Source organism: Comamonas brasiliensis (assembly GCF_018292285.1).
Classification (GTDB): Bacteria; Pseudomonadota; Gammaproteobacteria; order Burkholderiales; family Burkholderiaceae_C; genus Comamonas; species Comamonas brasiliensis.
Window position 1 is genome coordinate 922869 of record NZ_JAANES010000001.1, and the last position, 25265, is coordinate 948133.

The following is a 25265-nucleotide window of genomic DNA, read 5'->3' on the forward strand; positions in this document are numbered from 1 at the left end:
ATGGAGTTCAAGCTGGCCCGATACAGCTACCCAGGGCGAGCGCCGGTGGTGGATGGCGTGGACTGGCAGATCGGGGCAGGAGAGTTTCACTGCCTGCTGGGGCGCAGCGGCTGCGGCAAGACCACGCTGCTCAAGCTGGCGGCAGGCCTGCTCAGGCCTCAGTCGGGGCAAGTCCTGCTGCGCGGCAGCGAACTGGCAGCCCCAGGGCCGCAACTGGGCTTCATGTTCCAGGCGCCGACCTTGCTGGACTGGCATACGGTGATCGACAACGTGCTGCTGCCCGTGTCGCTGCAGCGCAAGCCCGGGCTGCAGGATCAACAGGCGGCCATGCAGTTGCTGGAGCAACTGGGTCTTGCCGAACATGCTTCGCTCTATCCGCGCCAGCTCTCGGGCGGACAGCAGAGCCGGGTGGCGCTGGCGCGCGCCCTGATTCTGGAGCCGCCGCTGCTGCTGCTCGATGAGCCTTTTGCGGCACTGGATGCCATCACACGCGCAGAGTTACAGGACGATTTGCTGCGCACCTGCCAGCGGCATGGCACGACGGTGCTCTTCGTCACCCACGACATCAACGAGGCAGTCTATCTGGGTGACCGCATTGCACTCATGCATGGTGGCCGCATCGTGGATGACTGGTCCGTCGAGTTGCCACAGCCGCGCCAGCAGAGCCTGCGCCATGGCGCGGCGTTCAACGACTATTGCGCGCGCATTCGCGCATCCATGGACCGGGGTGGTGCATGAGCGGCCTGCTGAACAGAACACACTGGCTGTCTGCCTCGCTTTTGATAGCTGTCATCGCAATGTGGGAGCTGGCTGCGAGGCAATTAGGCTTGTCGGCGCTGGTCTTGCCTGCACCCTCGGCAGTGGCGCTGTCCCTGTGGTCGGGTCTGGCGTCTGGCTATTTCTGGCCGCATCTCTGGGCGACCTTGCAGGCCTTGCTGCTGGGCCTGCTCATAGGCAGCGCCGTAGGCCTGCTGTCCGGTATGGCGCTGGCCGAGTCCGAGCTGCTGGAGCGCGTGCTCAAGCCCTATGTGGTGGTCAGCCAGGTCGTGCCCAAGCTGGCTCTGGCGCCGCTGTTCGTGCTCTGGTTCGGCTTCGGCATGCTGCCCACGGTGCTGATCACGGCGCTGATCTGCTTTTTCCCCTTGATGGAAAACACATTGACGGGCCTGCGCCAGGTGGATGCCCAGCGTCTGCAGCTGTTTCGCATGCTGGGGGCCACACGTATGCAGACCTTGCTGCGCCTGAAGCTGCCGACGGGGCTGCCCGCGATTCTGGCCGGGCTGCGCGTGGCCGTGGTGCTGGCGCTGGTCGGCACCGTGGTGGCCGAGTTCATGGGCGCCAGCCAGGGCCTGGGGGCCGTGGTCATTGCCGCCCAGGGAATGATGGACACCACGCTGATGTTTGCGGCGCTGGTGCTGATTGCCGCCATGGGCCTGCTGCTGTACCAGGCCTGTCTTGTTCTGGAGCGCTATTTGCTGCGCTCCCATCACTTTTCAACCTCGCGGTCGGGCAACCGGGCCTGACCGCATCTTCAAACCATTTGTCATGCACAACAGCAACCAGACTTCGTTCATCTCCCGCCGCAGCCTGCTCGGCGCCTGTGCAGGCTTGAGCGGCCTTGCCATGACCGGCACCAGCATGGCGGTTCCTCTGCAGGGCAAGATTCGCCTGGCAGGCTGGAGCAAGCCCATCAGCGAGATCACCAATATTCTGGTCGAGCCCGAAAAAGGCTTTTTCAAGGCCAACGGCGTGGAACTGGCCTATCTGCCCGGTGCGGGTGGCGGCGATGCAATCCGCAACATCCTCAGCGGCCAGGCCGACGTAGCCTTTACCGACCCCGGTTCCTTCTTCATGGCTCTGGACAAGGGCGAGAAGCTGGTGGCCATCTACGACATCTATCCGCAGAACGTGTTCAACGTGGTCTCGCTCAAGTCCTCGGGCATTCGCAAGCCCGCAGACCTCAAGGGCAAGAAGATCGGTGTCTACAGCCTTGCCAGCGGTACGCGCCAGAACCTGCTGGTGATGCTGCATCAGGCCGGCCTCAAGGAGTCGGATGTGAGCATTGTCGTGACCGGTCTGCTGAACTTTGCTCCCCTGATGCAAGGGCAGGTTGACGCCACGGCCGCCACGGACACCGGTCTGGCCGTGGGTCTGCGCAAGGGCATCGGCGATGTCAATGTGATGCAGGTCAGCGACCACCTCAATATGTCCAGCGACATGTTTGTGGTGCGCGAAGAGGTGTTCCAGCAGAAGAAGGATTTGCTCAAGGCCTTCGTCAAGGGCTACCGCGAAAGCGCTGCCTGGATGATGGCGAACCCCGAGGAGGCTTCGGTGCTAGCCAGCAAATATGCCATCGACGGCACGCGCCGCGACATCAATCTGGATGTGATACGTCTGCGTAACGCCTCTTCCATGCCCGCCGTCCAGGGGCAGCCGCTGGGCAGCTTCGATATGGCTGCGCTGCAAAAAGGCGCCGATGTCTATCGTGCGCTGGGCATGGTGCAGCGTCAGATCAAGGTGGCGGATGTGGTCGTGTCGCTGTAAGTCTCCCCCTGAGGCGCACCGCCTGGGCGGCGCCGAGCCTTGGGGAGGGGTACGACAATCAGTGCAGGGCGGCGAGCCGCCAAGGCACTTGCTTGCTGTCTCCTGCCTGGGGCCTGTCAGTGTTTGAGCGGAAATCGTGAATATGAGTCAGTCTTCTTCAATGGGCTTGCGCGGCAAGGTGGTGCTGGTGACGGGAGCCAGCCGTGGCATTGGCGCGGCGATTGCCCTGGCGTTTGCGCGCGAGGGCGCGACGGTGGCCGTCAACTACCTGTCCAACGACGAAGCCGCAGCCGGCACTGTGGATGCCTGTCTGGCTGCGGGCAAGGACTCGGGCGGCGATGCCTGGGCGGTCAAGGCCGATGTGGGCTCGCCAGAGGCGGTGCAGGGCATGGTGGACAGCATAGTGCGCGAAGCGGGGGGCATCGACATCGTGGTCAACAATGCCTTCAGGCCCTATGCATTCGATCCGGAACGCCGCAGCCGGTTTGACGATCTGCAATGGGCGGACTATCAGGCCCAGTTCGATGGGGCCGTAGGTGCAAGCTTCAATGTCTGTCGTGCGGTGCTACCGCTGATGCGCCAGCGCGCGCGCGGCAGCATTGTCAACATCGTCAGCAATCTGGTGGAGCAGCCTGTTGTCGCCTATCACGACTACACGACATCCAAAGGGGCCTTGCTGGCTTTCAGCCGCAACCTAGCCAGCGAGCTGGGGCCTGTGGGCATACGCGTCAACTGTGTGGCGCCCGGTCTGGTCTATCCCACGCAGGGCACGCAGGACAGCAAGGAGTCTTTCCGTGAATCGCTGATGGCGGCCACGCCGCTGCGGCGGCTGGCGCGGCCCGAAGATGTGGCGGGGCCGGTGCTGTTTCTGGCCTCGGAGCTCAGTGGCTTCATGACCGGGCAACTGCTGCTGGTGGACGGCGGTCTGGTAATGCGCTGAGCTGGCGTGGGGCAAGCAGGGCTTTTCTGCCGGCCTGGGCTTATTGTTTGGCGGTTGCCTGGGCGTGGTCCATCGCATCGATGATGGCCACACCGGTTTGCTGTACGCCCGGAGCGTTGAAGCCTGGGCCTGGTGTGACTGCAGGGTGGCTGAGCAGCTTCTCGGCCATGCTGGGCGCTGCGGCCGGCGCGCTGGCCTGCACAGGCGAGGGCTGGTTGGCGGCAGGCTTGGCAGTTGCCTGTTCGGTGGAGTCCAGATAGTCGTTATAGCGCTTGTAGGCTTGACGCTCGCTACGAGTCTGCTCCTGCTGCTGCTGTGAATGCTTGAGGTATCGATAGGCGACCGTGCCCAGAATCAGTGCTGCCACCAGAAATACGGCAATAGCGGTAACGACGAGGTTCTCGTCGGAGCGCTGAGGCGATTGACGGACGGCGGTGGGCATGGGACGGGAAGCTGGCATCTGGGAAAACGTGACCGGGTCAACCGGGACTAGGGCCTGATAAGTATCTAACTGTTTTCAGCGTATCAAAAACAGCGAGTTCAGGTCTTCAGATCGGCATTTTTTTCGAGAACTTCAGTCGGAAATGTCGGAAACCTCGGTGGGGCCCGGTTTTGTCGCGCAAAAAAAGCCGGTACGCCCTGGGCGATACCGGCTTTTGCAGCTCAGTCAGCTATCAGGCAGCGACGGCTTGTGCTTGCTCGATCTGAGCCTTGGCAGCTTCCATGGCCGCAGCCTTGGCGTCGGGACCCATGGCCACGCCTTCAGCACGAACAATGGTCACGTCGGTCACGCCCATGAAGCCGAAGATCACCTTCAGATAGCTTTCCTGGTGCTCCATGGCCTGGCCCGCTTCGCTGGTGGAGTAAGCACCGCCGCGAGCGGAAGCCACGATGACCTTTTTGTCGCCGGCCAGACCCACGGGGCCGGTGGCGGTGTACTTGAAGGTACGGCCAGCCTGGGCGATGCGATCCAGCCAGGCCTTCAGCTGCGTGGGAATGGTGAAGTTGTAGAAGGGGGCGCCCACGACGATCACATCAGCGGCCAGGAACTGGCTGACCAGGGCTTCGGAGACGGCGTTTTCCTGGCGTTCGATTTCGGTGGCAGCGGCCTGGCCGGTGCGAAAGCCCAGGGATTGTGCGCTCAGGTGGCTGGGGGCGCTCACGGCCAGATCCAGGTAGTCGACCTTGGCTTCGGGGTTGGTCTGCTTGAGGCTGGCAACGATATCGGCTGTCAGTGCGCGGGTCACGGAATTGGAGCCGGTGATGGAAGAGTCGATGTGCAGGATTTGCATATTGGTATCTATACCTCTAAAAATGAGTCAGAAAACACTTCTTGCCTAGCTCCGATGCTGCGTTGCGGCAAAACAGTGATTGGTTTTGAATTGCAATGGAATAGATTGTAGATTTGTTTAGATTCGCCAATAAGTCTGCAAAAATGCGATAGATCGTTCCAAATATCAATTCAATCGATTCCAAGGAAATGTGCATGGTGGATCTCAACGACATGCTGTACTTCGTCGAGGTGGTCGAGCGCGGCGGCTTTGCGGCTGCCGGGCGGGCACTGGGCATCCCCAAGTCGCGCCTCTCGCGCCGTGTTGCCGAGCTCGAGGCCCACCTCGGAGTGCGTTTGCTGCAGCGCACCACCCGCAAGCTGTCTCTTACTCAGGTCGGAGAGACCTTTTTGCGCCATGGTCAGGCCATGCGCGATGCTGCCCTGGCTGCCTCGGATGCCGTGGCCGAAGTCCAGACCGAGCCGCGCGGCACCATCCGCGTGACTTGTCCGGTGACGCTGGCGCAGACGGTGCTGGGTGAGCTGATGCCCGAGTTTCTCAAGCGCTGCCCGCTGGTGCAGGTGGAGATGCAGGTCACCAATCGCCCCGTCAATCTGGTCGAGGAGGGGGTGGATGTCGCATTGCGCGTACGTGCCACTCTGGAGGACAGCGGCTCCATGGTCGTCAAGCGACTCGACAGCTCGCGCCAGATCCTGGTGGCCAGCCCCGATCTGCTGCAGCGCCAGGGTACGCCCCGCACGCTGGAGGACTTGCAACTGCTGGACAGCATGGCGATGACGGCGGTCGACGGCCATTCCAGCCTGCTGCTGGTCGGACCCGAAGGCAAGGAACACCGGCTGCAGCTGCAGCCGCGCTATGTGGTCGATGATTTGCTGACCCTGAAATTTGCCGCACTGGCCGGCAGCGGCATGTGCTGGCTGCCTGACTATATGTGCCAGGATGCCTTGAACCAGGGCACGCTGGTGCAGCTGTTGCCGCAATGGGCGCCCCCGCGCGGCATCGTGCATGCGGTGTTCCCCTCGCGGCGCGGGCTGGCACCGGCAGTCCGGCACTTTCTGGATTTTCTCGGGGAGCGCATGCCAGGCAGCAGCATTTCCGCCGTGCAGAAGGCGGCGGCATCAGTTCCTGTACCGAATTAGCTTCTGCATCGCAGATACCAAGCTCTTGAGGTCATCAGCCGTGGCAGAGCAAATGGCTCGACCAATCGTCTGGGGGGAAGCCGTTGTTCACCACTCAGAGTCTTCTGCTACTGTGCCAACGCTGGTGATTGCCGGGATGAGGGCGGGTTGCTTGGCCTGTGTCGCATACGGATTGGAGCGAGGCGGGTTTATCCATGGACTTGCTACCGACAGAGAAAGCAGAAGCCAGGCGAGTACCAGAAAGCCCTTGGGCCATGCACTTTTTGCACGATGGGTCGGAAGCAGGGCATATAGACCATATGCGGCAAGCGCCAGTGCAAGAGGCGAAAGCCAGGTCTCAAGCCACGCACGCGTCGGATTATGGCTGTAGTAGATCAACGGGTTGACCAAAGCCACGGCGCCCATGCCGGTAAGGTGATGAAGAAATGAGAGCGGCTTGGATATCGGCTGTTCGACGGCAGTTGTTTGCATGTTCACTCCTGTGAATGAATGTAACAGAGCCGTGTGACACCTTGAAATTTCGTGTTGTCTTGCCGCGAGCAGGCGAATCAAGGAGGGCGGCTCAGACGCTTGTTCAGGTGCATGATGCTGTTGGACAAGGTGCGGCAGGGCAGTGCCTAACACCGGCAAAGATCTTGCTGAAGCTTCAGAGCTGCTGGATCACAGACAGCCATGTGAGCGTGACGCGCAGGCGCACCGGAGTTGGGCAACATGGTTGAAAGCCGACCCTCAAATGCACCGGCCCCGCGCGGCTGGGCATTGTCTATCAAAAAGCGTTCGGTCAAATATTTCAAATCTCAATACAGGTTAAGCACATTCTGTAGGCCAAAGCGCTGTTGTCGACCCAAAGCGTTTGAGTATTCGATACTTCTAAATGATGCCTTTCAATACTGCATACCTGACGGCCTGGGCTCTGGTTCTTACCTGCATCTTTCGATAGATGTTTTTCACATGCGTTGATACAGTCAAAGCACTTATTTCCATGTAGTCCCCAATCTCATGGGTTCTTTTTCCTTGAGCAATCAATCGTAAAACTTCTTTTTCCCTATCCGTCAGCTTTTCGAATTTCTTGTGTTCAAGAGGAATTTCGTTGGGTGCAGAGTTTTGAAATATCTTTGGCAGAATTTTCTTCGCAACAATCGGAGATATGGATGCCCCGCCATTGGCCACCTCCAGTACCGCTTGCGAATAACTTCCAAACCATGAATTCTTTAATAGATATCCAACCACCCCTTTTTTGAAAGCCTCCATAGCGGCATCGCCTTTTTCGCTGGAAGAAATGGCAATGCTCAATACATTGGGCATTCTCAATTGGACTAACTCCAGCAAATCGGCTCCTTGTCCCTCGCCAAGCGACAGGTCCACGAGAAGCACGTCGAACTCCTCGGCCAAGACGCCCTTGCGCGCTTCTCGATAGGAGGAGGCCTGCCCGATCAGGATGGTTCGAGGGTCACGCATGAGCTCCTGCGAGATCACGCTCCTGCTGTGTCTGTCTTCGTCGGCCAGGAAAACCCGAACTGGCTGGTTCTTCTGACCTTTCATGTCGGATGGCCAGGTGTATCCCGTGGCAGAGGATGTGACTTCGATGCTGCCTGCATCGAAGTATGGCCCCTTGGGCAAGTCGGAGAGATACATGTGACACCCGATCTGTGTAATGGAAATTGGATAATCTGCTGAAAAATAAAATTTCATCTCGCAAAAATCTATTAAAAATCCATAAGGAAAAATATGGTTTAAATTTTTACATTTATTCACTTCAATATTGGGTACGGCATTGAAATGCAGCCATAAAAGTTAGATGAAAACCCTTTATTTTTGAAACATAAGAGAAATAATAAAAATAGAAATGTGGATTACTTTTTTTAACATTGTAGGAAATTTCCCATAACGCTATTTTTTCAATAGCGCACCATTCATCAAGCACATCGTGTTAATCATTATCCGCAATTATCTGACTGGGTGAAAAAATAATTGCAAATAGGGTATTACTGTTTCTCAGACATTTTCTGAAACTGCTGCTACCGAAATCATGTTGTGGACCGTGAAAATTGAATCCAGAACTTGAAGACGGTTAAAACCGGCCTTTGCTTAATACTTGGCACAGGTCTCTCTCACATACCTCAGTTGTCTCCAAACTCGCTATTCAAAGGAACGATCATGAAAAAGTCTCTGATTGCCATGGCGGTTATTGCGTTGGCTGGTGTTGCATCTGCTGCAGTGAGCGGCTCAAGCATCGCTGCCACAAACACGACGTCAAGTGCATCTTCGGCAACGGTCTCGGGCGCTGCCAGCTCGGGCAACGGTGCCGCGCTGAGCATGAATAGCGCCACCTCCGGTGCAACTTCCAACGCCAATGCAGCTGGTGGCGGTATTGCTGTCGGCCCTTACGGTGCAGGCGGCGCCGCGGTCAGTGGTGGCGCAACGACCTACGGTAATGTGCAGAGCCTGTCTGCCACTTCGGGTAATGCCGTTGCCGGAGGTGGTGCTGCGACCAATGCCAACGCAGGTTCTGCAGCTCTCGCTGGCTATAGCGCAGGCCCCGTCAGCGGCGGCGCAGCTGGCGTAGCCACTTCGCACACAGCCAACCAGGTCGCTACTGGCGCTGGCCCTGGCGGTGGACTGTCCTATGTGAATAGCAATGCTGGAACCACCTCCGGCTATGGTGCAACTTCGGCCGCGATCTCGGGCCCTGGCGGTGCCTGGACCAACACCGGATCGGGTGCAACCTCGGTGGGTACCGTCCATCAGAACGCTGGAGCCTTTGGCAACGCTGGCTACTTCTCTAACGGCGGCGGCACTTCCGGTACTGCTGGTGCAGGCTCTACCGCCAATGCCAACTAAGCAAGCTATCCCAAGATAGCTGTGTTTGTCCCGGGCCTGGCCAGCCAGGCTCGGGCGACATAGGAGCCAAGCATGAAACTCTCAATAGCTCTGTTAAGTCTTTGCGTTCCTTTGTGCAGTTATGCGCAAAGTGCTGGCAGCAGCGCGCAAAGCTCCTCCGAATCCTCTTCCGTGGGGGCTCAGCAAAATCAATCGGTCACCATTGTCAATCCTGTGGTTGCGCCGGTGGAGAGCCGTTCTACGGGCACGATGGAGAGCCGGTCCACTTCGACCTCCGACCAGAACATTACAACGAACGGAACGACCACTCAAAACGTAAACAGCACCGTTGGCGGAACTTCGAAGAACATTGTGGAGTACACGGGCACTTACACCATGAAGAACGTTCCCAGTGTGAACGGCCCCAACCTCACGACCAGCAACGACACCTGCATGGGCAGCAGCAGCGGCAGTGCCAACGGCCCCGGCTTTGGCGTGAGCTTCGGCACGACCTGGACGGACGAGCATTGCAAGCGCCTGAAAATGAGCCGCGAACTCTGGAACAAGGGCATGAAGGCCGCCTCGCTGGCGATGGACTGCATGGACCCGGCAGCGCGCGTGGCCCTGGAGATCACAGGCTCGAAATGCCCGCAGTCCATGACTGCAGACGAGCGCCGAAACAACTACGGACCGGATGCGTCGGCACAAGGCAGCCCGAATCCTGCTGCGCCGCCTGCAGAGGCTCAGTCCAGTCTGGCACCTGAAGTCACTCGCCCCTCGGTTGTCACCTCCGTGATGGATGATCCACGTACAGCGCAGCTGTATGACAATTAGTAGGCGTGATTCCTAATCTAGGAGGCCGCTATGGGCAAGACTCTAGCTCTTTTAGCGATGGCACTATGTGGCGCTTCGTCTCTGGCAGCGCCCGATTCCAGGGCGGTCAATGAACCGTTGAGCATTCAGCGCCAGATCTTCGGAAGCGGCGAGCAAGGCGCGACGGGATCGCAGCAAGCCGAGCCAGTGGGTGACTATGGCGTCTGGCATGTGCCCCAGTACCTGCCCGGTTACCCGACGGCAGCAACGATATGGCCCCGCGCCATCCCTGTGAAGTGCAAGGACAGGCAGTGCGATGGCTATGTGATCACCCCGCAGATGGGGCCAGGTGAGTACCTGTTTTTCGTGCCTACAAGCGAGTAGGCCTCTCAAAGACGCAGCAGGACGAAAGCACCTCACAGGTGCTGACGGCAACTCACCTAACAAGGGCGGGATTCATCCCGCCCTTGTTGATTGGTGCGGTGCCAATGCGTTGCCGCTCAACATCGATGGATGCAGTCAGCAGCGGATCTGGACGCGAGGACGCTACGCTTGGGCCGCGCGCCAGAACTTTGGTCAGAGTGGCGCCGAGGCAGATCTCTGCGCCCGAACATCGGCGATGACACTCCCGCCGTACACGGGACCATGAGAGTTGCGCGTCTGCGCTCACTGCATCAGCCTGCCGATTTGAGGCGGTAGACGATGCGTCCGTCTGTTGCATGGCAGCGAGTCAGAAGGCCCGCGTCCGCCATCTCCCGCGCGACGCGGTAGATCGTCTGCTCCGCAAGCGGAGTTCCGGCACTCTCCAGCTGTCGGCGTATATCCGGATATTTTCCGCCGTCCTGACCCAGACTCTCTATCGCTTTCAGCACCAGTAGACGAGGCTGGGTGGGACGCATTCGGAACTTGTGCCTGCGCCTGAACAGAGTGGAGGCGTCAGCCGAGGCGGAGGGTGAAGACGCTGGCTTCTGCTGGATGTCGGTCATCCGCAACATGCTCATCTGGATTTGTTGCCTGTCTTTGCCGCTCCATGGCCGTTTGTTGCGCCATTCAGGCAGGCTTTCGAATGACAGGCATGTGGCCCGATGCGCTGCCACATTTCGCCACATTGCGGCATAGCTGCGCAATATTCATTGGTAATGATTCTCAACAACCAGTTCCAGACACACACCTGAATCACTCCGCCGGAGTGATTTTTTGTTGAGTTTACAAACCAAGGAAAATTGCATGCGCAAGAACATCAACCCGCGACTCCGTCCTCCTGCGGAGGTGACCCAGATCGCCCTGGCCGCCTGCCTGTGCTTGGCCAGCGCGGCGTCCATGGCCCAGGAAGTCACCCTGGATGCGGTGACCGTGACCGAGTCCGCAGCCCCCTCGCTCAAGACGGATGTCGCACCTTCGGCCAAGTTCACGGCCCCCCTGCTGGACACGCCCAAGACCGTCCAGGTCATCAGCGAGGAAGTGCTCAAGCAGACGGGCGCCACCAGCCTGCAGGACGCGCTGCGCTCCACGCCCGGCATCACCTTCGGCAACGGAGAGGGCGGCAACCCTTCGGGCGACCAGCCATTCATCCGAGGCATGGATTCGCAGTCAAGCACCTTTGTCGACGGCATGCGCGACATCTCGGCGGGCACCCGCGAGATCTTCAACATCGAGGCGGTGGAGGTGGTCAAGGGTGCGGACTCTGCCTACGCCGGGCGTGGCGGTGCTGGCGGCTCCATCAACCTGGTCACCAAGAAAGCCAAGAATGAGAACTTCATCTCCGGCGACGTTGGCTTGGGCACCGACAACTACCAGCGCGGCACCCTGGATCTGAATCGCAAGATCAACGACACGACGGGCTTTCGTCTGAATGCGATGGCCCATGGGGCCGATGTGCCGGGTCGTAACGGCCCTGAGAACAAGCGATGGGGCATTGCACCCACGGTGACCTTCGGTATGGGTACGCCTACGGAGGTGACGCTGTCGTGGCAGCACCTGCAGACCGACAACATTCCCGATGGCGGCGTGCCTTATCTGTACACCAATGCGGCCATGGCCAATCTGCCTGGTGGAACCAGGGTCGGCCCCACATACGGCAAAAGCCGCGACAACTGGTACGGTCTGAGCTCGCGCGACTACGAAAAGGAAAAAAGCGATCTGTTCACCGCGTCGGTGGAGCACAAGTTCACCGACACCAACAAGCTGCGCAACAGCCTGCGCTACAGCAAGACCCGGCAGGACTATGTATGGACCCAGCCCGATGACAGCAAGGGCAATGCCATCAACGGCTATGTGTGGCGACGCGGCAATGCGCGCCTGGCGGAGGTGACCACGCTGCAGAACGTGACCGAGTTCACCGGCAAGGCGCAGACGGGCTCGGTTGGCCACAGTTTTGCCGTGGGCCTTGAGCTTGCGCGCGAGAAGTCCGACGTGCGCTCCACCGCCATCCAGAGCGGCGGTGCCTGCTCCAGTGTCCTGGCGCCATGGTGTGCTTCCCTGGACAATCCCAACAGCTCCGATGCCTGGAATTTCGCCTGGTCTTTGCCGGCGGAGGCCACACGCAACAAGATCGATACCACGGCCCTGTACGGTTTCGACACCATCAAGTTCAACGACCAATGGCTGCTCAATGCCGGCCTGCGAGTGGACCACTACAAGGTGAATTCGGCAGGCCCGGCCAGCACCGGACGCAGCCCCGCGCCAGCGTATGACATCAGCCGCAGCGACACCTTGTTCAACTACCAATTGGGTCTGGTCTACAAGCCGGCAGACAACGGCAGCATCTACGCCAGCATCGGCACTTCCTCGCGTCCTGGCGGCTCATCGCTGGGCAGCGGCAATGAAGATCAGGCGATCAACACCGATGCCCTGGCCAATCTCAAGCCCGAGAAGACGCGGTCGATGGAGCTGGGCACCAAGTGGGATCTGCTGAACAAGCGCCTGGCCCTGTCTGCGGCGCTGTTCCGCAACGATGTGACCAATGTCCGCATCACCGAGAACGGCATCACCTACATGGGCGGCAACAAGGTCGTGAACGGCGTTGAACTGGGCTTCAACGGCACTGTGCTGCCGAATCTGAATATCTTTGGCGGCTACACCTATATGGACAGCGAGCAAAAGAATATGGGCGCGGGCAATATCGCCAACGGCCTGCCCTTTGCCAACACCCCCAAGCACAGCTTCAGCCTGTGGACCAGCTACAAGCCCATGGCCAAGCTGACACTGGGCCTGGGTATCTACGCCCAGAGCGATGTGAACCAGGGCTATGCGCGTTCCACCGTGGACGGGGGCATTGTCACCAAGGGTGCTGGCGGCTATACGCGCTTCGATGCCATGGCCGCATACCAGATCGACAAGAATCTGACGCTGCAGCTCAACGTGTACAACCTGGGCGACAAGGTCTACTACAGCGGCATCCGCTCGCCGCACTATGCAACCATTGCGGCCGGCCGCTCGGCCGTGGCCTCGCTCAAGTTCACCTACTGAGTCTCGCCACACCATCCCTGAAGGCATCCGCGTCCGCGCTGGCGCGGTTGCTGAATGGCGAAAGGTGGACAACGGGTGGTGAAGGCCCTAAGCAGCCCCGCCGGCAAATCCTGCCGGCGGGGCTTTTCTCATTCACTTCGTTTGGAACTAATAAAAACATAGCTTGTATCGCTTGCTATATATGTATTTCAGATACTTTTTAGTCTGAAATAAAGTAATAGCAAGCGGTAGCAGCTCATATTTTCATACTGGCATTTCGATGAGAGCACGCAGGCCGCCTTCGACCCGGTTGTGCAAAGTGACATCGCCGCCATGGGCGCGTATGGACGAGCGCGCGATCGCCAGCCCGAGGCCGACGCCGCCGCTGTGTGTGCTGCGCGCCGCATCGAGGCGGGTGAAGGGCTCGAACACATGCTCGAGCTGCGCGGGGGGAATGCCCGGGCCGTCGTCGTCCACTGCGATGCGCAGCACCCGGCGGGAGTCGTCCAGCATGGCGGCCACGCGCACCTCGCCATAGCGCGCGGCGTTGTCGATGATGTTGTGCAGCGCGCGCTTGAGGTTTACCGGTCGGCAGCGGTAATGCAGCCCGGTATCGAGCCTCAGGGTAGGGCGCACGGATTTCCCGCTGTTCGACTGGGCATCGATGACTTGCTGTATGAGCGCGTCGATGGCCACCTCCTGGGTCGGCTCCTGATGGGCTTCGTCGCGTGCAAAGCGCAGGGTCTCCGAGACCATGGCGCTCATGTCGTCGAGCGTGGCGATCATGGCATTGCGCAAGGCCTCGTCCTCGATGAACTCCGCGCGAATGCGCAGCGACGTCAGCGGCGTGCGCAGGTCGTGGCCCATGGCGGCCAGCATCTGGGTGCGCCCGTTGACGAAGCGCACCAGGCTGTCCTGCATGTCGTTGAAGGCCTGGACGATGTCGCGCACGCCACTGAGTCCACCGGGCTGGGGCAGGACCACGCGCTCGCCCCGGCTCACCCGCCGGGAGGCCTCGGTCAGCTCGGCAAGCGGGCGCATGATCTGGCGGCCGAACAGCAGCGCGATGATGGCTGCGGGAATGGTGCCTACCAGCAGCGAAAAGCTCAGCACGCGGCTCCAGTGCGCAGGCACGGGCGTCGGCCAGTGCCTGCTGTAGAGCCATTGGCCCCCGGGCAATAGCACTTCGACGTCCATGGCCAGCGCGTGGCGGCTTCTGAAGGCCTTCTCTATCCAGTTGCGCCTGTCCACCTGGCCCGATACGCCGGGCAGGACATTCAGCAGGCGCACATGAAGCGGCGTCTCGGGAGCCAGTTCCAGCCGGGCGCGAATGGCTTGCTCCAAGGCAAGTTCCTGCCGGCTCCAGCGACTGTCTTCACCTTTGACGCGCGGCGCAGTGAAAAGACGGAACTCGGATTCGGGCAGGCTGATGTCTTCTAGCAACTGATTGACGGGCTGGTCGTGGCTTGCCGCCTTGTAGGCAGCCTGAATACGGGTCTCTATCGTGCGTGCCGAGAGCGGATGAATGGCAATATTGTCGGAACGCCACCAGGACAGGGCCAGCACCGCAATCAGGTGGGCTACCAGGATGGCCACGATCCACAGTGCCAGCAGTTGCCCTGAAATGCTGCGTGGCAGCCACCTCATGCCCACTCTGCGTCCACCTTGGCGGCAAACATATAGCCGTCTCCGCGCACTGTCTTGAGCAACTGGGGCCGGCGCGAATCGGGCTCGAGCTTCTTGCGCAGCCGGCTGATCTGGCTGTCTATGCTACGGTCGAAGCTCACCGCGTCAGCGCGCTGCGTGTGGTCCAGCAACTGGCTGCGGCTGAGCACACGACCGGCATTCTCGACCAGCACACGCAGTAGATGGAACTCGGCGGTGCTCAGAGCGATGCTCTGATCGCCGGGGTCGCGCAACTCGCGGGTGCGCGTGTCCAGGGACCAGCCGCTGAAGATAAACCGGTATTCGTGCTGCCGGGACGGCGCGGGCGCATTCAGCCGCTGGGCTGCGTCCTTTTCTGTCCGCAACTTGCGTCGCAGCACGCTGCGTATCCGTGCCACCAGTTCCCGAGGATTGAAAGGCTTGACCACATAATCGTCTGCGCCGATCTCCAGTCCGGCAATACGGTCCGCTTCATCGCTCATGGCTGTAAGCAGGATGACCGGCGTGCCGACGTGCTCTGAAATGTAGCGGCACAACGAGAAGCCGTCTTCGCCCGGGAGCATGACGTCGAGAACGATGAGGTCGAAGTCACTTTTCTGCAGGCAGCTGCGCATGGCATTGCCGTCTTCAGCTGTCTCGACCTCGAAGTCGTAGCGGCGCAGGAAGGTCGATAGAGGCTCCCGAATGTTCGCGTGATCGTCAACGATCAGGATGTTGCTCTGGGAGTTCATGCAAACAGAATGATATTGATTTTCATTCATTTTAAGGCTGAAGCGAGGTGCCGCGTCCTCTGAAGCCCAATAGCTTTGCTCGGGGTCTGGCGATCAAGCCATGCCTTCATTGACGATCCACCCGCCAAACCGTCAAGCCCTCTCAGGGAGCGCGGCCAGACAACCGTCCGCGCACGGGTCCTGTTCCTGGAGTTGCGGTACTTGCGGCATGGGCAGCAGACTCTGGCAGCTGTTCGCTCTGGGCTCGATCCCGATGCTCGCAATCAATGCGCTCTGGCCATAAGATTCCGGCTCCGACCTTATTGCGGCCCTGAACCTTCAAGAACAACCCGATGAACCAGCGCTTTTTCACCGCAACCTGCGTCGTTACCGAAGACCCGGAAGGCATGTGCCACCTTGTCGGCTTTGCCGACAAAAAGCATGACACCGAGCAGTACCTGATGCTGCAACGCTCCTTTGAAGAGGATGAGGACGAGCAGGATGAAGCGCTTGGAATGGATACCTACCATGTCGAGTGGGGCGGGCAGCAGAGCTCATGCTATGGAGGCATTGGGCGGTTTGTGCTCAAGCGCTCTGGTGCGGAGGTCATATTCGAAGGCGAGGCTGCAAAGAGGATGAATGGGCTGGAGCATCTGTCCATCGTCTTTGACCTTCCGACCAGCGAGCATGAGGCACTGAAAGCTGCCTTGACGGATATCTTTGCCGGGGAGAACTGCTTTGAGGTGGCCGATGAATAGTCTGCCGGCGCCGCACAGGCGTGGCGATGAGGTCGAGGCTCCCCATGGACGGCCGCGTGGAGGCGGCTTGACCGGTGATGGTCATTGAGTGTGAGGGTGCCTTTGCCGATCCTTGACCATCACGAGCGAGCTGGCGGCATGGGCTGGTACGCAGGTTTTAGCGGGCAGCCCTATGCGCAGAATTTGCGCGCCGCCTCAAGTCATGGCGGCCATGAAGTTCCCGATCCTGATGGCTCAGGGCAAACAGCCTGATCTGCAATGGCGCAGCAACGGCATCAACGCAGGTCTGCTAATTGTGCCCGGGCGCCAGGGTCTCAGAGAGGGCCTTATTCCTGGCTGCAGATGCGGCAGGCAGCGCATTGAGGAAAGAGGCGATTTGCTGCGCCCCGCGCAGATGCACCACAGGAACCTTCGGACCAATCTCCAGGCGTTTCGCCTCGATACCAGGGCGAGAGACTCGATCAAATTGCCATACGAACTTTAGAAAAATCAGGAAATCCCGGTTGAGCTTCTCTGTGCATCCTGCTGGAAGGTCGGCTCGTGGACGATTCATCAGATTTCGCATCACCACTCGCAACAGGCAGGTCCATCTCGGTGTATCCAGCCATATGAGCAGATCTGCCTGCGGCAAGCGCAAGTCAAAAGTGCGTCGTGCGTAGTTACCTTCACTGACCCAGGCATCAGCTGGCGTTGTGCTGCGGATCCGCTCCCGGAAATCTTCAGTCGTGGACTCGATCCAGCCGGGTTCCCAGAACAGCGTGTCCAGGTGGACAACCGTCAGATCAAGGCGTGCACCCAATGCACGAGCAAGCGTGGACTTCCCGCTGCCAGCATTACCCAGAATCACAACCCGTCGCATAAGAGGCATCCTGTCGTAAAAAAGTTGGCGATTCTGCTGCTTGCCGTTCAACTGTCAACTGCACCCGACGCACTGGCCATTTGTGATGGGAGAGCGGACGCAGCCGCGCCGTCACAGGCACTGGCTCGCCTGCATTTGAGGCCAGCCAGTTGTGAGCCGGAACGAGGCTGCCGGGCTTCGTGCTCAATGAGAAATTGAGTGGTAGTTGCGCTCCCGCTAACCGTTTTGGTCATTGCTGCTGAAGCTTTTCGACAACCCAGGCCTCCGAAGTCTGCCGATGCCAGCGCTGCTTCAGGGATGTGGCCTGCTGTTGAGCAGCCCCAGTGCTCCCACTATCAAGGCCCGGGTTCCTTCGACTAATTCAGTCTCCATCTCTGCCTCCTCAAGCTGTCCGTCTGCCCCATCAAGTGGCTCCAGCCGGGCTGCGGAGTACACCGTGTCGGCGGCTGAGATGCAAAAGAAAGTCACGGTCGAGAGCAACCAGCGTGACTGCTCATTGGTGATGCCGTAGGCCTGCGCAATATGCGCTTGATGGGTGCTGATCTTCTCCAGCATGGCTGGCGTGGCCGCCAGGCGACGAATCACAAAAGGTGTGACACCTGGGTGGGCTTTCACGAATTGCCGTGTGGATGCCGTGAATCCGACAAGGTATTCCTCTAGCCCGATCTTTTGCGGGCTGCTTGCCTGAGGCAGTTCCCAGCGTCTGAAGATCTCCTCGGCAATCAGGTGTTTCAGTGCTTCCAGGCTCGGCACGTGCTTGTAGAGCGCCATGTGGCTGACACCCAATGCAGCGGCAACGCCAACGAAAGTGATGTCCGGAAGGCCAATGGAAATTCCGACGTCTGCAATTTTTTCTCTGGTGATGGAGCGTGGTCTTCCACGATTCGACGGCTTGGGTGTGTGGGTCATACGCTTTTTCTCGGTCTGTGAACCAGATTGTCGGGGATGGGCTCACCTTTCATGGACCTATTGCTGGAATCATTTTGAATTAGTTTATTATTATGCAACTAATTCCTATTGAGCTTTCCGTTCGCATCTGCGTGAGCGCTGGCTTTTCCTGATTTCGAATGTCTACCTCCGAATCGCTGGCCGAATCCGCCAGCCCTCCTCAGCCGATTGCTCGGATATTTGCGCCTATTCGCGGGCGCTTGGCGCTGGCGGGCCTGAGCGCCGCGCTAGGCACCATGCTTACGCTGGTGCCACTGGCTGTCATTGCATCCATCGCCAGGCAGGCCATGTCTGAAGACTTGGGTGGCATAGGGGACCAAGTCACTGTCGCCGTGCTGTGCATGCTCGCGGGCATGGCTTTGGTGGTTGCCGGGGAGTTGATTGCACATCTGGCAGATAACCGGCTCACCTACGATCTACGCATTGCAGTGATCAGGCGTCTGTCGCAGGTGCCTTTGGGCTGGTTCACTGCACGAGCCTCGGGCGAGGTCAAACAGGCGTTGCAGGACGATATCTCGACGCTGCACAGCCTGACGGCCCACTTCTACACCGCAGTGGGCCGTGCCGTCGGAGCGATCACGATCGCAGTGATTTATCTGTTTGCGCTGGATTGGCGCATGGCGATATTTGCACTGCTTCCTTTCCCTGGTTTCTTCGTGTTTCTCAAACGCGCGATGAAAGCCGGCAGTGCCCACATGCAGGAGTTCGTGGCGCAGTTGGGGCGAATCAACAGTGCTACGGTGGAGTTCGCGGGTGCGATTCCGGTTGTCAAGGCCTTTGGTGGCCCGAATCCGGTGCATGCGGGCTACAGAGATGCTGTTGATGGATTCGCCAGGGTCTTTGCGGATTTCACCCGCCCCTTGGTGATCTCCATGGCTCGTGCGCATGCATTGATTGCGCCCGTGACTGTGCTCGGCGTGGTGGTGATCTCCGGCACGGCCTTTGTCGCCGTGGGGTGGATGCAGCCTTTGGATGTGCTGCCTTTCGCATTGGTAGCGCCAGGCATATGTGCTCCGTTGTTGCTCCTGCATACCTTGCTGCATGACCTGCAGGGTGCAACGGCTGCCGCCCAGAGGGTGCTTGCGTTGCTGGACACTCCGGTACTGCCGCAGCCGGCCGCCGGGCAGCAATCGTTTCCCGAAGGCAATGTCGTGCGTTTCGAGCAAGTGGCCTATGCCTATGAGGCAGGGCCGCAGGTGCTGTCCGGCGTCAGCTTTGATTTGCAGCCCGGTACTGTCACGGCGGTGGTCGGCCCCTCGGGCTCCGGTAAATCCACCCTGGCACGTTTGCTGCTGCGGTTTTTCGATCCGGTGCAAGGCTCTATCACTCTGGGCGGAGCCGATCTGCGGCAGATTTCCAGCGCAAGCTTGTATCAACGCATTGGCTTCGTGCTGCAGGAAGTACAACTGATTCACGCCAGTGTGCGCGAGAACATTGCACTGGCCCGCCCGTCGGCCTCCATGCAGGAGATTGAGGCCGCGGCGCGAGCAGCCAATATCCACGATCGCATTCTGGCATTGCCGCGCGGTTACGACTCCGTGGTGGGGGAGGATGCGCAGCTCTCCGGTGGCGAGCGCCAGCGCCTGAGCATTGCCCGGGCCGTGCTGCTGAACCCACCCATTCTCGTGCTGGATGAAGCCACAGCTTCTGCCGATGCGGAAAGCGAAGCCGCCATTCAGGATGCGCTTTCGCGCTTTGCCCGCGGACGCACCTTGCTGGTGATTGCGCATCGGCTGGACACCATCATGCATGCGGATCGCATTCTGGTACTACGGGAGGGTGAGATTGCGGAGCAAGGCAGCCATGCACAGTTGCTCGCTGAGGACGGACTCTATGCGCGCTTGTGGCGACTTGGCGCTTATGCCAGCCCTGTGCAGAAGAAGGAGCTGGCATGCTGAAGACCTTCCTGCAACTGCTGGGTGATGATGTTCGCCTGCTGCGCCGCTACCTGTGGTTGGCTGTGGCCTATGGCGTGCTGTGTGGGCTGGCCATGGCGGCGTTGGCTCCGATGCTGGAGCATGGATTGCGCGCTGATTGGCGCCCGGCCATCGGGTGGCTGGTGGCGCTGTTGCTCGGTGTGTTTCTCTCCTGGATGCTGCGTCGGGCAGTGGAGCAGGCTGGCGTCCGTGTGGGCGTGGCGGTTCTGCAAAGTGGACGTCATCGGCTGGGCCACCACATGGCGAGTCTGCCTGTTGGCTGGTATACGCCAGGCAATACCGCACGCATCGGCCATGTGGTGACACAGGGGATGATGGGTATTGCGCAATTGCCAGCGCATGTTTTTACGCCACTCATCAGTGGAGCGGCCACAGCCCTGATCGTGTTGCTGGCGCTTTTTGCATGGAGTCCGCTGTTGGGGCTCGTTGCGCTGATCGCGTTGCCATTGCTCGCGGGCGCTTTCGCGTGGGCATCCTCCATGTCGGCACGCGCCAGTGCTGCTTTCCAGCGTGATTTTGCCGGGGCCAGCCAGCGTATGGTCGAGTTCGCACAGGCTCAATCCGTGCTGCGTGCGTTCAGCGGCGATGGCAACAGCACCCGCTTTCTGGAGCAGGCCATCACTGCGCAGCGGCAATCCGGGCTGCGGCTGATGGTGTTGTCGTCGCTATCTTCAGTGCTTTGCATCTGGGCTGTGCAACTGGTCTTTGCCGCGCTGCTGTTGGTCGCCGTGTCTGGCTTGAATGCGGCGACAGGTGATGCCTTGTCCACTGCGGAGGTCATTAGCTTCACGGTTTCCTTGCTGCTGCTGGTGCGCTGGCTGGAGCCCTTGCAGGAAATTGCCGGTTATGCCGAAGTGCTTCGGAGTGCCGGAGCGCAGTTGGAAGCGGTGCGGGATCTATTTGCTGCGCAGCCGCTGCAGCAGCCCGGGAAGGTGATTCCCGCGGGAGATCCCTGCGTGGAGCTGCACGATGTGCGGTTTCAGTACCCCGAATCCCCCGATGAAGTGTTGCGTGGTGTGAGTCTGCGTGCAGAGCCACTCAGCATGACGGCGCTGATAGGAGCCTCCGGCTCCGGCAAGTCCACGGTGATGCGCTTGATTGCCCGCTTTTTCGATGCCACGCAGGGAGCGGTGTTGATTGGCGGTGTCGATGTGCGTGACATGGGGGATGCGCAATTGGCTGGACAGATCAGCCAGATCTTCCAAGATAGCCATCTGCTGTGCGGCAGCATCGCCGACAACATTCGTATTGGCCGACCTGATGCCAGTGATGCGCAGGTGCTGCAAGCAGCTCAGCAGGCTGGGTTGGACGAAGTCATTGCGCGTCTGCCGCAAGGGCTGTTGACCCTGGTAGGTGAGAACGGCGCGCGCCTTTCCGGCGGAGAGCGTCAGCGTGTTGCGATTGCGCGGGCGTTGATCAAGGAGTCCCCCATCCTGCTGGTGGATGAGGCCACCGCCGCGCTGGACGCAGAGAATCAGTTCATCATCGCAAGAGCCCTGGCCAGGCTGAAGGGGAAACGCACGTTGATCGTGATCGCCCATCAGCTCTCCACCATTGCCATGGCTGATCAGATCGTGGTGCTCGAGGACGGCGTTGTGGTTGAGTGCGGAGCGCCTGCGCAACTACAGGCAAAGCAAGGCCGCTATGCCCAGTTCCTCGCACGGCATCGTGCGGCCAAAGGCTGGCGCATGGCTGCTGCGCAAAAGACCGGAGATGCCGTTTGATGCGTGGGCGTTGGGTGCTGGTTTTTGCTGCATTGTGCGTGGTGTCCGTGCTGCTTGGGGCGCGGCAGATGGTGTGGTCAGACCTGGTTTCATTGTCAGGCGACACCTGGCTCACCTTGACTGCAAGTCGATTGCCGCGTTTGGCAGCGCTGATGTTGACGGGCGCAGGTCTGTCTGTGTGCGGAGTGATTCTGCAGCAGATCGTGCGCAACAAGTTTGTGGAGCCGGGCACTACAGGCGGCCTGGATGCAGCCAAGCTCGGCATCCTGGTGGCGCTCACCTTGATGCCCGCTGCGGGAACCATGAGCCGAATGCTGTTTGCACTGGTGTTCAGCTTGCTGGCCAGCATATTGTTCATTGCCGTGATCCGCCGCATCCGGTTTCGCAATCTGGTGCTGGTGCCAGTTGTCGGGTTGATGTACGGCAGCGTGCTTGCTTCCTTCGCCGAGTTCTACGCCTACAGCCACAACATTCTGCAAAGCATGCAGGGCTGGTTGTTGGGTGACTTTTCGCGCGTGGTGCAGGGGCACTACGAGATTCTCTACATCATTTTCCCGGTAGTGATACTGGCCTATCTGTATGCGCAGCGCTTCACCGTGCTGGGCATGGGTGAAGACATGGCCACAAGTCTGGGCCTTGGTTATGCGTCCACCGCCGTCGTCGGCCTGGTGCTGGTGGCATTGACGGTATCGGCCACCGTGATTGCCGTGGGGGCGATACCTTTTGTGGGCCTTGTGGTGCCGCAACTGGTTGCCTTGCGCTGTGGCGAGAACCTGCGGCGCACGCTGCCATTGGTGGCTTTGGGAGGATCTTCCTTGCTGCTGGCCTGTGACATCGCCGGACGGTTGGTGATGTATCCGTTCGAGGTGCCCATCGGTCTTACCGCAGGCGCGGCAGGCGGCGTGATGTTCCTGTGCCTGATCGTGCGGGGGCTTCGGTGATGCGCATGTCGTTGACCAGGACCTGCTGGGTCGTCGCTTTCGTGATGGTTGCCCTGGCACTTTTGTTTGTGCTGATGGGGTCCGGGCTGGATGTGGATTACGTGATACCCAAGCGGCTTGTGCGTCTTGCGTCGATTGCGATTGGCGGCATTTGCGTGGCAGTGTCGGCCATCGTGTTTCAGACGCTGGTGAACAACCGTATTCTGACGCCAGCCATCATGGGCTACGAGGCTGTGTATCTGCTGTGGCAAGCCCTGCTGCTGTTGCTGCTGGGTGCGCAGGGGCTGGCCATGCTGGGTGCACGCGGGAATTTTCTCGTGTCAGTGCTGCTGATGCTGGCCTATTCATGGGCGTTGCAGTGGTGGCTGCTGCGCCGTGGCCGCAATGATGTGTATGTGCTGCTTCTGCTCGGTCTGGTGCTGACCATGGTGATAGGCACGTTCACGCAATTTGTGCAGCTACGCATCAGCCCCGGCGAGTTCGCCGTGTTTCAGGGGGTGAGCTACACCTCTTTTAATCGCGCCAAGCCCGAGACACTGTTCTACGCCGCCATCGTCGTGGGGATCGCCTGCGCAGTAGTCAAAAGGACGCTGGCAGTACTGGATGTGCTGGCCCTGGGACGTGATCAGGCCATTTCTCTGGGCGTACCGCACGAGCGCTACCTGCAGCTCTATCTCGCGCTGACCGCCATTTTGGTGGCACTGTCCACCAGTCTCGTGGGGCCCACGGCCTTCATGGGCATCTTTGTAGCCAACATCGTCTATGCCCTGGTGCCGCATGCACGCCACCGCGTCACGCTGCCACTGGGGTGTGCGGTTGCCATTGTCATTTTTCTTGTCGCTCAACTGTTGGTCGAGCATGTCTTCAACTACAAGACCACCGTCAGCATTCTGGTGAATCTGGTGTGTGGTGTGTATTTCCTGGCACTGATTGTGCGCAAACGGGGTGCAGCATGATGGGTGTCAACCGTCTCTCGAAGCAATATGGCGGCAGGACCGTGCTGTCAGACGTGAGCGTGCAGTTCCCGCAGCGCTGCGTCACATCGTTGATCGGGCCCAACGGCGCAGGCAAATCCACGCTGCTCATGATGATGGCGCGCCTGCTGGAGCCCAGCAGCGGGGCTGTTCACTGGCAAGCGCGTGACGCCAGCCGGATTCCGATTGCCGAATACGCAAGGCATGTCGCCACGCTGCGCCAGGCACCGGGCTTCAACATGCGTCTGACGGTGCAAGAGCTGGTCGCTTTTGGACGTTTCCCGCATAGCCGTGGTGCGCTGACTGTCCAGGACCACCGTGCCGTAGATGAGGCAATCGCCTTTCTGTCCTTGGAGCCGCTGCGACACGCGTTCATCGACGAGATCAGTGGAGGCCAGCGTCAGATGGCGTTTCTCGCGATGACGATTGCGCAGCAAACGGATGTGCTGCTGCTTGACGAGCCGCTCAATAACCTCGACATGAGGCACGCCGTACAGATCATGCGTGCGCTGCGTCGTCTCTGTGACGAACAGGGCCGTACCGTGATTCTGGTGATTCACGACATCAATTTTGCGGCGAACTATTCGGATCACATCGTTGCCCTCAAGAGCGGAGCACTGTGCTTCAGTGGGCCAGCTCGGGAGGTAGTGACCGAGTCCCGCATGGCCGATCTGTACGGGCTGGATTTCGAGATCACGCACAACCAGCGTGGCTGTTTCTGCAATTACTTCACCTCCATGGAAGATCACTCATGAACTCATCGCGCAGGCAAATCCTGCTCTCTGCTACCGCTATGGCGGCTTTGTCCTCCATGGCTTCCATGGCTCATGCCTATGAACCTATCTCCATCCGGCACAAACTGGGCAGCACGCTGATAAAGCGCCTGCCGCAGCGTGTGGCGGCGCTGGAGATGAACGAGGTGGACTTTCTCGACCAGCTTGGTGTACCCGTGGCGGGCATGGTGAAGGACTACGTTCCGCATTTTCTCGCCAGGTACAAGGCCGATGCCAAGGTGCAGGACCTCGGTGCCATCGTGCAGCCCAATCTGGAGCGTGTGCATGCGTTGCGGCCGGACCTTATCCTGATGACATCGCTGCAGGCCGCCAGCTACGAGGAATTGACGGAAATAGCGCCCGCGCTGTACTACGAGGTGGACTTCAAAAACAGCGAGAAAGGCCATATCGAGGTTGTCAAGAATCATCTGCTGACCCTGGGCCGTATCTTTAACAAGGAAGGCCTTGCCAGAGCCAGAGCTGCCGAGCTGGATGCCGAAGTCCAGCAGGTGCGGCGCATCACGCAAGGTCGGCCAGAGAGGGCCCTTGTCGTGCTGCACAACAACGGAAGCTTCAGCTCCTTCGGCCAGCAGTCGCGCTACGGCTTTGTATTCAGCGCGCTGGGCGTGAAGCCCGCAAGCTCCGCGCTGGAAACCAGTCTGCACGGGCAGCCCATCTCCAGCGAATTCATCCAGCAGGCCGATCCGGAGATTCTGTATGTGGTGGATCGTACCGCCGTGATGGAGCGCCGCCCCGTCATCAATGCCGATGGCATTGCCAACCCGTTGCTGCGCCAGACCAAGGCTTGGAAGAACGGACGCGTGGTGTTTGTCGATGCAGACGCCTGGTACATCACCGGTGCCAGCCCCACCGCATTGAAGATTTTGATGCGCGATGTTCTCAAGGGCTATCCGCACTGATTGCCTCTCTCTTTCTCGTAGCCAGGTTCATCCCCAGCCAGCAGTTCTCCTCGCATGCGCA

At 59.8% G+C, this 25265-nt stretch carries 26 protein-coding genes; 16 read left to right on the forward strand and 10 right to left on the reverse strand.

From position 1 onward, the window contains the following. The 4 genes from DJFAAGMI_RS04175 (at position 1) to DJFAAGMI_RS04190 (ending at position 3484) form a co-directional block, all read left to right on the forward strand. On the forward strand, positions 1-738 hold the full coding sequence (locus DJFAAGMI_RS04175) for an ABC transporter ATP-binding protein (protein ID WP_249334003.1): 738 nt from the start codon (positions 1-3) through the stop codon (positions 736-738). After that, positions 735-1523: an ABC transporter permease gene (locus DJFAAGMI_RS04180; protein WP_211456054.1), complete on the forward strand. Its 789-nt coding sequence runs from the start codon at positions 735-737 to the stop codon at positions 1521-1523. The genes DJFAAGMI_RS04175 and DJFAAGMI_RS04180 overlap by 4 nt, the downstream gene beginning before the upstream one ends. Positions 1524-1545: 22 nt before the next feature. Next, on the forward strand, positions 1546-2544 hold the full coding sequence (locus DJFAAGMI_RS04185) for an ABC transporter substrate-binding protein (RefSeq protein WP_043004257.1): 999 nt from the start codon (positions 1546-1548) through the stop codon (positions 2542-2544). A gap of 160 nt (positions 2545-2704) precedes the next feature. Beyond that, positions 2705-3484 carry an SDR family oxidoreductase gene (locus DJFAAGMI_RS04190; RefSeq protein WP_419095603.1) on the forward strand — a complete coding sequence of 260 codons (780 nt, stop codon included), beginning with the start codon at positions 2705-2707 and terminating at the stop codon, positions 3482-3484. Between the two features lie 40 nt (positions 3485-3524). On the opposite strand, the gene DJFAAGMI_RS04195 is transcribed toward DJFAAGMI_RS04190, so the two are convergent. Both DJFAAGMI_RS04195 and DJFAAGMI_RS04200 read right to left on the reverse strand, forming a co-directional pair. After that, positions 3525-3926, reverse strand: coding sequence for a hypothetical protein (locus tag DJFAAGMI_RS04195; protein ID WP_211456056.1), 402 nt, complete (start codon positions 3924-3926; stop codon positions 3525-3527). A gap of 232 nt (positions 3927-4158) precedes the next feature. Then, positions 4159-4776, reverse strand: coding sequence for an FMN-dependent NADH-azoreductase (locus tag DJFAAGMI_RS04200; RefSeq protein ID WP_043004262.1), 618 nt, complete (start codon positions 4774-4776; stop codon positions 4159-4161). 194 nt (positions 4777-4970) lie between these two features. Here DJFAAGMI_RS04200 and DJFAAGMI_RS04205 point away from each other — a divergent pair, with 194 nt between their 5' ends. After that, the gene (locus DJFAAGMI_RS04205) at positions 4971-5915 is read left to right on the forward strand and encodes a LysR family transcriptional regulator (protein WP_211456057.1); all 945 of its coding nucleotides are present in this window, start codon (positions 4971-4973) and stop codon (positions 5913-5915) included. An 87-nt stretch (positions 5916-6002) separates the two neighbouring features. On the opposite strand, the gene DJFAAGMI_RS04210 is transcribed toward DJFAAGMI_RS04205, so the two are convergent. The 3 genes from DJFAAGMI_RS04210 to DJFAAGMI_RS25175 form a co-directional block, all read right to left on the reverse strand. Beyond that, positions 6003-6386, reverse strand: a complete 384-nt coding sequence (locus DJFAAGMI_RS04210; protein ID WP_211456058.1) for a hypothetical protein — start codon at positions 6384-6386, stop codon at positions 6003-6005. 399 nt (positions 6387-6785) lie between these two features. Then, positions 6786-7550, reverse strand: coding sequence for a response regulator transcription factor (locus tag DJFAAGMI_RS04215; RefSeq protein ID WP_211456725.1), 765 nt, complete (start codon positions 7548-7550; stop codon positions 6786-6788). A gap of 485 nt (positions 7551-8035) precedes the next feature. Beyond that, entirely contained in the window at positions 8036-8215 is a 180-nt protein-coding gene (locus tag DJFAAGMI_RS25175; protein ID WP_349305213.1) for a hypothetical protein, read from the reverse strand. On the opposite strand from DJFAAGMI_RS25175, the gene DJFAAGMI_RS04220 reads away from it, so the two are divergent. The 3 genes from DJFAAGMI_RS04220 to DJFAAGMI_RS04230 all read left to right on the forward strand — a co-directional run bounded on the left by DJFAAGMI_RS04220 (position 8133) and on the right by DJFAAGMI_RS04230 (position 9932). Continuing rightward, complete coding sequence (locus DJFAAGMI_RS04220; RefSeq protein WP_349305214.1) at positions 8133-8756, forward strand: hypothetical protein; 624 nt, start codon at positions 8133-8135, stop codon at positions 8754-8756. The genes DJFAAGMI_RS25175 and DJFAAGMI_RS04220 overlap by 83 nt on opposite strands. Positions 8757-9131: 375 nt before the next feature. Continuing rightward, positions 9132-9569 carry a hypothetical protein gene (locus tag DJFAAGMI_RS24980; protein WP_043008784.1) on the forward strand — a complete coding sequence of 146 codons (438 nt, stop codon included), beginning with the start codon at positions 9132-9134 and terminating at the stop codon, positions 9567-9569. A gap of 30 nt (positions 9570-9599) precedes the next feature. After that, on the forward strand, positions 9600-9932 hold the full coding sequence (locus DJFAAGMI_RS04230) for a hypothetical protein (protein ID WP_211456061.1): 333 nt from the start codon (positions 9600-9602) through the stop codon (positions 9930-9932). A 290-nt stretch (positions 9933-10222) separates the two neighbouring features. Here the strand turns inward: DJFAAGMI_RS04230 and DJFAAGMI_RS25235 are convergent, their stop codons facing one another. Next, positions 10223-10657, reverse strand: a complete 435-nt coding sequence (locus tag DJFAAGMI_RS25235; protein ID WP_419095604.1) for a transcriptional repressor — start codon at positions 10655-10657, stop codon at positions 10223-10225. A gap of 118 nt (positions 10658-10775) precedes the next feature. On the opposite strand from DJFAAGMI_RS25235, the gene DJFAAGMI_RS04240 reads away from it, so the two are divergent. Beyond that, the gene (locus tag DJFAAGMI_RS04240) at positions 10776-13016 is read left to right on the forward strand and encodes a TonB-dependent receptor (protein WP_211456063.1); all 2241 of its coding nucleotides are present in this window, start codon (positions 10776-10778) and stop codon (positions 13014-13016) included. Positions 13017-13259: 243 nt separating this feature from the next. Here DJFAAGMI_RS04240 and DJFAAGMI_RS04245 read toward each other — a convergent pair whose 3' ends face one another. Together DJFAAGMI_RS04245 and DJFAAGMI_RS04250 are read right to left on the reverse strand one after the other, a co-directional pair. Continuing rightward, positions 13260-14642 (reverse strand): ATP-binding protein, encoded by a 1383-nt coding sequence (locus tag DJFAAGMI_RS04245; protein WP_211456064.1) that lies wholly within the window; start codon positions 14640-14642, stop codon positions 13260-13262. Beyond that, positions 14639-15421: a response regulator transcription factor gene (locus DJFAAGMI_RS04250; RefSeq protein WP_349305215.1), complete on the reverse strand. Its 783-nt coding sequence runs from the start codon at positions 15419-15421 to the stop codon at positions 14639-14641. The genes DJFAAGMI_RS04245 and DJFAAGMI_RS04250 overlap by 4 nt, the downstream gene beginning before the upstream one ends. Before the next feature lie 302 nt (positions 15422-15723). On the opposite strand from DJFAAGMI_RS04250, the gene DJFAAGMI_RS04255 reads away from it, so the two are divergent. Continuing rightward, on the forward strand, positions 15724-16128 hold the full coding sequence (locus DJFAAGMI_RS04255) for an Imm10 family immunity protein (RefSeq protein WP_211456065.1): 405 nt from the start codon (positions 15724-15726) through the stop codon (positions 16126-16128). 289 nt (positions 16129-16417) lie between these two features. On the opposite strand, the gene DJFAAGMI_RS04260 is transcribed toward DJFAAGMI_RS04255, so the two are convergent. Both DJFAAGMI_RS04260 and DJFAAGMI_RS04265 read right to left on the reverse strand, forming a co-directional pair. Next, positions 16418-17038, reverse strand: a complete 621-nt coding sequence (locus DJFAAGMI_RS04260; RefSeq protein WP_211456066.1) for a P-loop NTPase family protein — start codon at positions 17036-17038, stop codon at positions 16418-16420. 240 nt (positions 17039-17278) lie between these two features. Continuing rightward, entirely contained in the window at positions 17279-17896 is a 618-nt protein-coding gene (locus DJFAAGMI_RS04265; RefSeq protein ID WP_211456067.1) for a TetR/AcrR family transcriptional regulator, read from the reverse strand. 158 nt (positions 17897-18054) lie between these two features. Between DJFAAGMI_RS04265 and DJFAAGMI_RS04270 the strand changes: the two genes are divergently transcribed. Genes DJFAAGMI_RS04270 through DJFAAGMI_RS04295 form a run of 6 tightly spaced genes read left to right on the forward strand, consistent with a single transcriptional unit; the run spans position 18055 to position 25204 of the window. Then, positions 18055-19833 (forward strand): ABC transporter ATP-binding protein, encoded by a 1779-nt coding sequence (locus tag DJFAAGMI_RS04270; RefSeq protein WP_211456068.1) that lies wholly within the window; start codon positions 18055-18057, stop codon positions 19831-19833. Beyond that, entirely contained in the window at positions 19827-21596 is a 1770-nt protein-coding gene (locus DJFAAGMI_RS04275; RefSeq protein WP_211456069.1) for an ABC transporter ATP-binding protein, read from the forward strand. Before DJFAAGMI_RS04270 ends, DJFAAGMI_RS04275 begins: the two co-directional genes overlap by 7 nt. After that, positions 21596-22537: an ABC transporter permease gene (locus tag DJFAAGMI_RS04280; protein WP_211456070.1), complete on the forward strand. Its 942-nt coding sequence runs from the start codon at positions 21596-21598 to the stop codon at positions 22535-22537. Before DJFAAGMI_RS04275 ends, DJFAAGMI_RS04280 begins: the two co-directional genes overlap by 1 nt. Next, entirely contained in the window at positions 22537-23493 is a 957-nt protein-coding gene (locus tag DJFAAGMI_RS04285; protein WP_283245735.1) for an iron chelate uptake ABC transporter family permease subunit, read from the forward strand. Before DJFAAGMI_RS04280 ends, DJFAAGMI_RS04285 begins: the two co-directional genes overlap by 1 nt. Further along, a complete protein-coding gene (locus tag DJFAAGMI_RS04290; RefSeq protein ID WP_043008057.1) occupies positions 23490-24266 on the forward strand; it encodes an iron ABC transporter ATP-binding protein in 777 nt (258 codons plus the stop codon). Before DJFAAGMI_RS04285 ends, DJFAAGMI_RS04290 begins: the two co-directional genes overlap by 4 nt. After that, a complete protein-coding gene (locus DJFAAGMI_RS04295) occupies positions 24263-25204 on the forward strand; it encodes a siderophore ABC transporter substrate-binding protein (protein ID WP_211456072.1) in 942 nt (313 codons plus the stop codon). The genes DJFAAGMI_RS04290 and DJFAAGMI_RS04295 overlap by 4 nt, the downstream gene beginning before the upstream one ends. Positions 25205-25265: the final 61 nt, after the last annotated feature.

Excerpts from the sequence above, each read along its gene's own strand:
- DJFAAGMI_RS04245 (WP_211456064.1), bottom strand. The coding sequence starts at position 14,642 with ATGAGGTGGCTGCCACGCAGCATTTCAGGGCAACTGCTGGCACTGTGG.
- DJFAAGMI_RS24980 (WP_043008784.1), top strand. The coding sequence starts at position 9,132 with ATGAAGAACGTTCCCAGTGTGAACGGCCCCAACCTCACGACCAGCAAC.
- DJFAAGMI_RS04175 (WP_249334003.1), top strand. The coding sequence starts at position 1 with ATGGAGTTCAAGCTGGCCCGATACAGCTACCCAGGGCGAGCGCCGGTG.
- DJFAAGMI_RS04190 (WP_419095603.1), top strand. The coding sequence starts at position 2,705 with ATGGGCTTGCGCGGCAAGGTGGTGCTGGTGACGGGAGCCAGCCGTGGC.
- DJFAAGMI_RS04180 (WP_211456054.1), top strand. The coding sequence starts at position 735 with ATGAGCGGCCTGCTGAACAGAACACACTGGCTGTCTGCCTCGCTTTTG.
- DJFAAGMI_RS04230 (WP_211456061.1), top strand. The coding sequence starts at position 9,600 with ATGGGCAAGACTCTAGCTCTTTTAGCGATGGCACTATGTGGCGCTTCG.
- DJFAAGMI_RS04210 (WP_211456058.1), bottom strand. The coding sequence starts at position 6,386 with ATGCAAACAACTGCCGTCGAACAGCCGATATCCAAGCCGCTCTCATTT.
- DJFAAGMI_RS04200 (WP_043004262.1), bottom strand. The coding sequence starts at position 4,776 with ATGCAAATCCTGCACATCGACTCTTCCATCACCGGCTCCAATTCCGTG.
- DJFAAGMI_RS04240 (WP_211456063.1), top strand. The coding sequence starts at position 10,776 with ATGCGCAAGAACATCAACCCGCGACTCCGTCCTCCTGCGGAGGTGACC.
- DJFAAGMI_RS04280 (WP_211456070.1), top strand. The coding sequence starts at position 21,596 with ATGCGTGGGCGTTGGGTGCTGGTTTTTGCTGCATTGTGCGTGGTGTCC.
- DJFAAGMI_RS25235 (WP_419095604.1), bottom strand. The coding sequence starts at position 10,657 with ATGTGGCGAAATGTGGCAGCGCATCGGGCCACATGCCTGTCATTCGAA.
- DJFAAGMI_RS04275 (WP_211456069.1), top strand. The coding sequence starts at position 19,827 with ATGCTGAAGACCTTCCTGCAACTGCTGGGTGATGATGTTCGCCTGCTG.
- DJFAAGMI_RS04290 (WP_043008057.1), top strand. The coding sequence starts at position 23,490 with ATGATGGGTGTCAACCGTCTCTCGAAGCAATATGGCGGCAGGACCGTG.
- DJFAAGMI_RS04215 (WP_211456725.1), bottom strand. The coding sequence starts at position 7,550 with ATGTATCTCTCCGACTTGCCCAAGGGGCCATACTTCGATGCAGGCAGC.
- DJFAAGMI_RS04255 (WP_211456065.1), top strand. The coding sequence starts at position 15,724 with ATGAACCAGCGCTTTTTCACCGCAACCTGCGTCGTTACCGAAGACCCG.
- DJFAAGMI_RS04295 (WP_211456072.1), top strand. The coding sequence starts at position 24,263 with ATGAACTCATCGCGCAGGCAAATCCTGCTCTCTGCTACCGCTATGGCG.
- DJFAAGMI_RS04285 (WP_283245735.1), top strand. The coding sequence starts at position 22,537 with ATGCGCATGTCGTTGACCAGGACCTGCTGGGTCGTCGCTTTCGTGATG.
- DJFAAGMI_RS04270 (WP_211456068.1), top strand. The coding sequence starts at position 18,055 with ATGTCTACCTCCGAATCGCTGGCCGAATCCGCCAGCCCTCCTCAGCCG.
- DJFAAGMI_RS04195 (WP_211456056.1), bottom strand. The coding sequence starts at position 3,926 with ATGCCCACCGCCGTCCGTCAATCGCCTCAGCGCTCCGACGAGAACCTC.
- DJFAAGMI_RS04250 (WP_349305215.1), bottom strand. The coding sequence starts at position 15,421 with ATGAATGAAAATCAATATCATTCTGTTTGCATGAACTCCCAGAGCAAC.
- DJFAAGMI_RS04185 (WP_043004257.1), top strand. The coding sequence starts at position 1,546 with ATGCACAACAGCAACCAGACTTCGTTCATCTCCCGCCGCAGCCTGCTC.
- DJFAAGMI_RS04205 (WP_211456057.1), top strand. The coding sequence starts at position 4,971 with ATGGTGGATCTCAACGACATGCTGTACTTCGTCGAGGTGGTCGAGCGC.
- DJFAAGMI_RS04265 (WP_211456067.1), bottom strand. The coding sequence starts at position 17,896 with ATGACCCACACACCCAAGCCGTCGAATCGTGGAAGACCACGCTCCATC.